Here is a 6,066-nt window from a genome sequence, read left to right on the forward strand (position 1 = left end):
GGTAGTTTTGAGCCTCTCTCCCTCCACTACAAAACCAGCAGCACTGACTGTGTCGATGATGTGCCGAAGTGATTCTCCTGTTCCCGAGGCGTCAACTGAGTTGCGGTATCTCACCAGCTGGCCCGGCGTGTGGGAATGGTAGCCTCCGCCCACCAGCAGCCCCTCCGCGCTGACCTGCAGGTAATAGCCCATCCCTTCCTGGATTGAGGCAAAAGCACCTTGCGCCGTTTTGTACGGCGATTTATCCAGGGAGAACCGGATGTCCCTGTTGGGCCGGAAGGTCCTGCCGGGGCCAAACCGGGGCTCCAGCTCCGCGAGCAGGAGTGTGATCGGTTCACGGACCAGTTCCTGGTACCTGTCCTTATGCTCCTGCCACCACTTCCGATTGTTGTTGTCCTGCAGCTCTTTGTAGAACTCGAAGGCGCCGGCGGGTATGCCCTGGAAAGTTGTCATGCGTCGATCCTAGGGACGGCTGCCAGAGGCGGCTACGGGACTTAGTGCCTGTGTGGAAAGCGCTTCTTCTGGGGAAAAACAAAAAACCACCCCGCCCACGGGAATCCGTGGCGGGGTGGTTTTCAGCAGCTTAAGGCGGATCAGCCGATCTTGTTGGCGGCCTCTGCGTCGGAGGAAGGTGCCGACGCAACTGCTACGGCGCCGAGGTTGGCGCGGAGCTTGGCGCCGAGTTCGGCGTCAACGTTGGTCCAGTACTGGATGGCGCGTTCCTTGATGCCGGGGCTCTTGACGCCGCCCACTGCACCCGTGATGGTTTCGAGCAAGCGGGCCTTCGCGCCGTCGTCGTAAACCTCGCGGTACAGGGTGCCGGCCTGGATGAAGTCGCTGTCCTCGGCGTGGAGGGAGTGCGCGGCAAGGGTCAGCTCGCCGTCGTTCTCCCAGCCGCCGGCCGGGTTCTGCGGCTCTACTGCAGCCGGGCCACCCACCGAGTTGGGGGCGTAGACCGGGACGGAGGGGGCGTTGAAGTGGTACCGCCCGGCGCCGTCCTGGCTGTAGTTGTTGACCTGGTTCTTCGGCTGGTTCACGGGGATCTGGGCGTGGTTGGTGCCCACACGGTAACGGTGCGCATCAGCGTAGGAGAAGATACGTGCCTGGAGCATCTTGTCCGGGGAAGCAGCGATGCCCGGAACGAAGTTTGACGGCGCGAACGTGGCCTGTTCGATCTGCGCGAAGTAGTTCTCCGGGTTCCGGTTCAGCTCCATGGTGCCCACCTTGATCAGGGGGTAGTCGCCGTGCGGCCACACCTTGGTCAGGTCGAACGGGTTGAAGCGGTATGTCTTGGCGTCCTCGTACGGCATGACCTGGACGTGGAGATCCCAGGACGGGAAGTTGCCGGCTTCGATGTTCTCGGACAGGTCGCGGATGTAGAAGTCCGCGTCCGAACCGGCCAGGGCCTCGGCCTGCTCGCTGGACATCGAGTTCACGCCCTGGTTGGACTTGAAGTGGTACTTCACCCAGAACCGCTCGCCTCCGGCGTTGATCCACTGGTAGGTGTGTGAGCCGTAGCCCTGCATTTCACGCCAGGAGGCGGGCAGGCCGCGGTCACCCATCAGCCAGGTAACCTGGTGGGCGGACTCGGGAGACAGGGTCCAGAAGTCCCACTGCATGTCGGCGTCGCGCAGGTGGGTGCCCGGGAGGCGCTTCTGCGAGTGGATGAAGTCCGGGAACTTGATGCCGTCGCGGATGAAGAACACGGGGGTGTTGTTGCCCACGAGGTCGTAATTGCCCTCGGAGGTGTAGAACTTCACGGCGAAACCGCGGGGATCGCGCCAGGTGTCCGGGGAGCCGCTCTCGCCGGCCACGGAGGAGAATCGGATCAGCATCTCGGTCTCGACGCCGGGCTGGAGGAAGGCTGCCTTCGTGTACTTGGACACGTCCTCGGTGGTCTTGAACGTACCGAATGCACCGCCGCCCTTGGCGTGCACTACGCGCTCCGGAACCCGCTCGCGGTTGAACTGGGCGAGCTTTTCCACCAGATAGTGGTCAGTCAGGATGATGGCACCGTCGGCACCGACTGACTTTGAGTGTGCGTCGGACGTAACGGGGGCACCTGACTGGGTTGTTGAAATGGCAGTCATTGTTCTCCTATTTCTCTATTTCTTCTGAGGGGCGATTGGAAGGAAGTTGTTGGGACTGCTGGCAGTCCTGGCAGATGCCCTGGTACATCACATCGGCGATCTGGATGGTCATGGGCTTGGCGTTCTCGTCCCAGTGGGGCGTGAGGCAGGGTGCGTGGCCCACCGCGCAGTCCACGTCCTCCACGCGGCCGCAGCTGATGCAGATGGCGTGGTGGTGGTTGTCACCGACCCGGGTTTCGTACAGCGCGGGGGAGTGCGGGGGTTCGAACCTGCGAAGCATGTGCAGGTCTGTCAGGTCACCGAGGACCACATACACGGACTGGGCCGTGAGTTCCGGAAGCTCGGCGCGGGCCGCGGCCAGGATGCTCTCGGCAGGAGAGTGGGGATGGTGTTCGACGGCGGCGAGCACCGCAAGCCGCTGCTTGGTCACCCTGCGGCCATGGGCGCGCAGGGCGGCAGCCCATGCCTCGTGGCCGTCAAAGTGCTCTGTCATGAGACTATTGAAGCACTTATTATGAGCATCTCACAATAAGGCTTGGCTAACCTCGTCTGACCCAGCGGTCCCATGAGCACCACGAAGGTCTTGCAGGGGCGAGGAACCTGCCCGTTGACGTCCCGCTTCTTAAGGAGGACACGGAACCCTGCTCCGTAGAAGGCCGTTCCCATAGAAGAGGGAGGATGAGACGTGCACAAACACTACAACGGACTCAAGACGGCGGCGCTGTTCGGCGTCCTGTGGGCGGTACTGCTGGGCCTCGGGGCGCTGATCGGTGCCAGCACCCGCAGTTCCGCGCCCATCTGGATCATGGCGCTGGTGGGGGTGGCGACCACGGCGTACGGCTATTGGAACAGCGACAAGATCGCCATCCGGTCCATGCGGGCCTATCCCGTCACCGAAGCGCAGGCTCCGCAGCTGTATCAGATAGTCCGGGAGCTCTCCGTCCGGACCAACCAGCCGATGCCGCGCATTTACCTCTCACCCACGATGAATCCGAACGCGTTCGCCACCGGGCGCAACCCGAGGAACGCCGCTGTCTGCTGTACCGAGGGAATCCTCCAGCTCTTAAACGCCCGCGAACTCCGCGGAGTCCTCGGCCATGAACTCATGCACGTCTACAACCGGGACATCCTCACGTCCTCGGTGGCGGCCGCTGTTGCTGGCGTCATCACCTCGGTGGGGCAGATGCTGCTGTTCTTCGGCGGCGATCGGCGCAACTCGAATCCGCTGGCGATGCTGGCGATGGCACTGCTCGCGCCTTTCGCGGCGTCCCTGATCCAGCTGGCTATCTCCCGGACCAGGGAATACGACGCCGACGAGGACGGCGCACAGCTGACCGGCGATCCGCTGGCGCTCGCCTCGGCCCTGCGCAAGATCGAGCGGGGCGTGGGAATCGCGCCGCTTCCGCAGGACCAGCGGCTGGTGAACGCCTCCCACCTGATGATCGCCAACCCGTTCCGCGGCGGAGCCATGCATAAGCTGTTCGCCACGCACCCGCCCATGCGGGACCGGATTTCGCGGCTGGAACGGATGGCGGGGCGGCCGTTGGTTTAGCTGGGTCCTGTGGGCGACGCGCAAATCACCGCGTGAAGCGCCAAGAGGCCGGCGCCCCCAATATTCGCGCGTCGCCGGCCCCTTTGCGCAGGGGCAATGACAGGGCGCGTCGAAAACGACATTCTGCCGCTAGCTGCGGAAGTTCACAAACTGCAGGTCGGCCTCGTCGAAGTCCTTCAGCAGCGCCATGGTGGCCTGGAGATCGTCACGGGACTTGGACGTGACGCGTAGTTCATCGCCCTGGATCTGGGACTTCACGGACTTGGGGGCTTCGTCGCGGATCAGCTTGTTGATCTTCTTCGCCAGGTCCTGGGCGATGCCCTCCTTGATGGAAGCTTCAAGGCGGAACTCCTTGCCGGAGGCGTACGGTTCGCCGGTGTCCAGCGACTTCAGCGAGATGCCGCGGCGGATCAGCTTTGACTGCAGGACATCCAGCACCGCCAGCACGCGTTCCTCGGAATTGGCCTTCATTAGGATTTTCTCGCCGCTGAAGTCCACCTCGGCACCCACGCCCTTGAAGTCGTAGCGCTGGGCCAGTTCCTTCTGTGCCTGGTTGAGGGCGTTTGCCACTTCCTGCTTATCCACTTTGCTTACGACGTCGAACGTTGACTCGCCTGCCATGACTCTCCTTGTGCTGGTGGGGGCCCCGTCCGCGGACAGGGCTTTTGTGGCTGGATTCAAGCCTAATACGGATGCTCGCGTTGAGGGGTGAGCCGTTTTCACAGTTCCCTCTCAGCGGACGCTCCGGGGGAACGAAGGGGGCCCGGGCAAAGTTGTAGGAGTTGGGAAGCTGCACGAAGGGAACGCCATGCACCGCAATGCCGTCCGATATGTCACGCGCACCACCTCGGCCGCGGCCGGTGCGGTGGCCACAGCAGCAACGTCGGTGGCGGCAGCGGCGGTGGCCGCCTCCATCGTCTTCAGTCCGGTGCCGGACGCGTCTTCGCGGTTGGAGGGCGTCCACGCGGACCTGCTCCGCGCCGTCCAGCTGAACCAGATCACCGCGGAGCAGGCTGTGAAGTTCGAGGCCCGGCTCGCCGGAAGGATTTTGGGTGAAGCCTGACACGCGCCTGCTCGGAAGGTTTTGAAAGCCCGGAATTCCATGCCGTTGCTGGCCTTCGGATGCCGATTCGATTCTTCAGCGGAAGTTCTGTATTGTTGTGTTGCCCGCGGTTACTGGAAGCGGAACGGCCTGGAAACGGGCGGTTCGCAGACTGCAGCCGGGGGTGATCTTCTTTTGAAGTTCGGCAGATTACCCGAGCGGCCAAAGGGGGCTGACTGTAAATCAGCTGGCAACGCCTACGGGGGTTCGAATCCCTCATCTGCCACCCAAGGAAAGCCTCCGGAACCATGCGGTTCCGGAGGCTTTTTTGTGTCCTCCAAGGGGGTCCCGAGCTCCAGGTAAGCGGCCGGAAACCGCCGTCGACACTGCTGCCGGGCCGGGCGTAGGCTGGCAGCATCGGCGCACGTGCCCCGATGCCCTGCGTCGATAAACCAATCGATGAAGGAGGACCAATGAGTGCCGTACGTGAGTTTATGACTACGGACGCGCAGTGTATCAAGGAAAACCAGTCCCTGGCAGATGCCGCCCGGATGATGATGGATCTGGACTGCGGATCGTTGCCGATCTGCGGTGACGACGGCAAACTCAAGGGCATGATCACCGACCGCGACATCGTGCTCAAGTGCGTGGCCGCCGGAAGGGATCCGCGGGAAATGATGGCCCGCGACCTCGCCTCGGGCAGGCCCCACTGGGTGGACGCCGACGCGAATGTTGATGCCGCCATCGAAATGATGGAAAGGTACCAGGTCCGGCGGCTCCCGGTTATCGCCGACCACAAGTTGGTGGGAATCATCAGCCAGGGAGACATCGCCCGCAACTACTCCGAACAGCGTGTAGGTGAGCTCGTGGAGCACATTTCGGAACGCAAGCCGATGAACGCATAGCCGGCTGGCCGTCAGGGTTATTCCCCCAACCAACGCCACGGAGCCTTCTCCGTGGCGTTCCTTGTTGCACGTTCGCAACCTTCCCAGCTCCCCGCCTTGAAGGCTGAGGAACCGGGAACAAGCCTGGGAAATCTGGCGCATCCAGTTCAAGCTCAGTTCAGTGCGATGAGGAGCATCTGGCTTGTGCCCGGAATGCAGGTCTGCAGGATGGCCCGGGGGAAACCGCCGAATACTGCGATGACATCGTTGGTGGTTCCCGGGTTGGGGACCTGGCCCCTGGCAGTCACCGTGTACGTTCCGTAGCCCGGGATGCTCACCGTCTCACCAACGCCGATTCCCGAGAAGCGCCCCCAGCCGCCGCAGAAATCATGCTCGGTGATAAAAAGCGAGTAGCCGTCGTTGGGCGTGTAATGGATGGGTCCGATGCAGGCATCCACCATGGCTTGCCCGCCCGCGCCGGCAACGTAGATGGTGCGG

7 protein-coding genes, 1 tRNA gene and 1 pseudogene are annotated in these 6,066 nt (G+C 62.9%); 4 read left to right on the plus strand and 5 right to left on the minus strand.

Going from position 1 to position 6,066, the window contains the following annotated elements:
• The 3 genes from AC5RWX_RS29175 to AC5RWX_RS29185 form a co-directional block, all read right to left on the minus strand.
• Positions 1-453: DUF2461 domain-containing protein (locus AC5RWX_RS29175; protein ID WP_494099725.1), on the minus strand; the 453-nt coding region annotated here is incomplete at its 3' end.
• 140 nt (positions 454-593) lie between these two features.
• Positions 594-2,090 carry a catalase gene (locus AC5RWX_RS29180; protein ID WP_494099726.1) on the minus strand — a complete coding sequence of 499 codons (1,497 nt, stop codon included), beginning with the start codon at positions 2,088-2,090 and terminating at the stop codon, positions 594-596.
• Between the two features lie 7 nt (positions 2,091-2,097).
• On the minus strand, positions 2,098-2,583 hold the full coding sequence (locus AC5RWX_RS29185; protein ID WP_494099727.1) for a Fur family transcriptional regulator: 486 nt from the start codon (positions 2,581-2,583) through the stop codon (positions 2,098-2,100).
• A gap of 192 nt (positions 2,584-2,775) precedes the next feature.
• Between AC5RWX_RS29185 and htpX the strand changes: the two genes are divergently transcribed.
• Positions 2,776-3,642 carry a zinc metalloprotease HtpX gene (htpX, locus tag AC5RWX_RS29190; RefSeq protein ID WP_494099728.1) on the plus strand — a complete coding sequence of 289 codons (867 nt, stop codon included), beginning with the start codon at positions 2,776-2,778 and terminating at the stop codon, positions 3,640-3,642.
• A gap of 129 nt (positions 3,643-3,771) precedes the next feature.
• On the opposite strand, the gene AC5RWX_RS29195 is transcribed toward htpX, so the two are convergent.
• Positions 3,772-4,263: a YajQ family cyclic di-GMP-binding protein gene (locus AC5RWX_RS29195; RefSeq protein ID WP_050054209.1), complete on the minus strand. Its 492-nt coding sequence runs from the start codon at positions 4,261-4,263 to the stop codon at positions 3,772-3,774.
• 187 nt (positions 4,264-4,450) lie between these two features.
• Between AC5RWX_RS29195 and AC5RWX_RS29200 the strand changes: the two genes are divergently transcribed.
• The 3 genes from AC5RWX_RS29200 (at position 4,451) to AC5RWX_RS29210 (ending at position 5,589) form a co-directional block, all read left to right on the plus strand.
• Positions 4,451-4,705 (plus strand): hypothetical protein, encoded by a 255-nt coding sequence (locus AC5RWX_RS29200; protein ID WP_494099729.1) that lies wholly within the window; start codon positions 4,451-4,453, stop codon positions 4,703-4,705.
• Positions 4,706-4,888: 183 nt separating this feature from the next.
• A tRNA-Tyr gene (locus tag AC5RWX_RS29205) sits at positions 4,889-4,970 on the plus strand.
• Between the two features lie 187 nt (positions 4,971-5,157).
• On the plus strand, positions 5,158-5,589 hold the full coding sequence (locus AC5RWX_RS29210) for a CBS domain-containing protein (protein WP_494099730.1): 432 nt from the start codon (positions 5,158-5,160) through the stop codon (positions 5,587-5,589).
• Positions 5,590-5,741: 152 nt separating this feature from the next.
• On the opposite strand, the pseudogene AC5RWX_RS29215 reads toward AC5RWX_RS29210, so the two are convergent.
• Positions 5,742-6,066: pseudogene (locus AC5RWX_RS29215) on the minus strand (LysM peptidoglycan-binding domain-containing protein); the annotation flags it as partial.

The organism is Arthrobacter sp. SPT-J7 (assembly GCF_059089965.1).

Excerpts from the sequence above, each read along its gene's own strand:
- AC5RWX_RS29180 (WP_494099726.1), bottom strand. The coding sequence starts at position 2,090 with ATGACTGCCATTTCAACAACCCAGTCAGGTGCCCCCGTTACGTCCGAC.
- AC5RWX_RS29185 (WP_494099727.1), bottom strand. The coding sequence starts at position 2,583 with ATGACAGAGCACTTTGACGGCCACGAGGCATGGGCTGCCGCCCTGCGC.
- AC5RWX_RS29195 (WP_050054209.1), bottom strand. The coding sequence starts at position 4,263 with ATGGCAGGCGAGTCAACGTTCGACGTCGTAAGCAAAGTGGATAAGCAG.
- AC5RWX_RS29200 (WP_494099729.1), top strand. The coding sequence starts at position 4,451 with ATGCACCGCAATGCCGTCCGATATGTCACGCGCACCACCTCGGCCGCG.
- AC5RWX_RS29210 (WP_494099730.1), top strand. The coding sequence starts at position 5,158 with ATGAGTGCCGTACGTGAGTTTATGACTACGGACGCGCAGTGTATCAAG.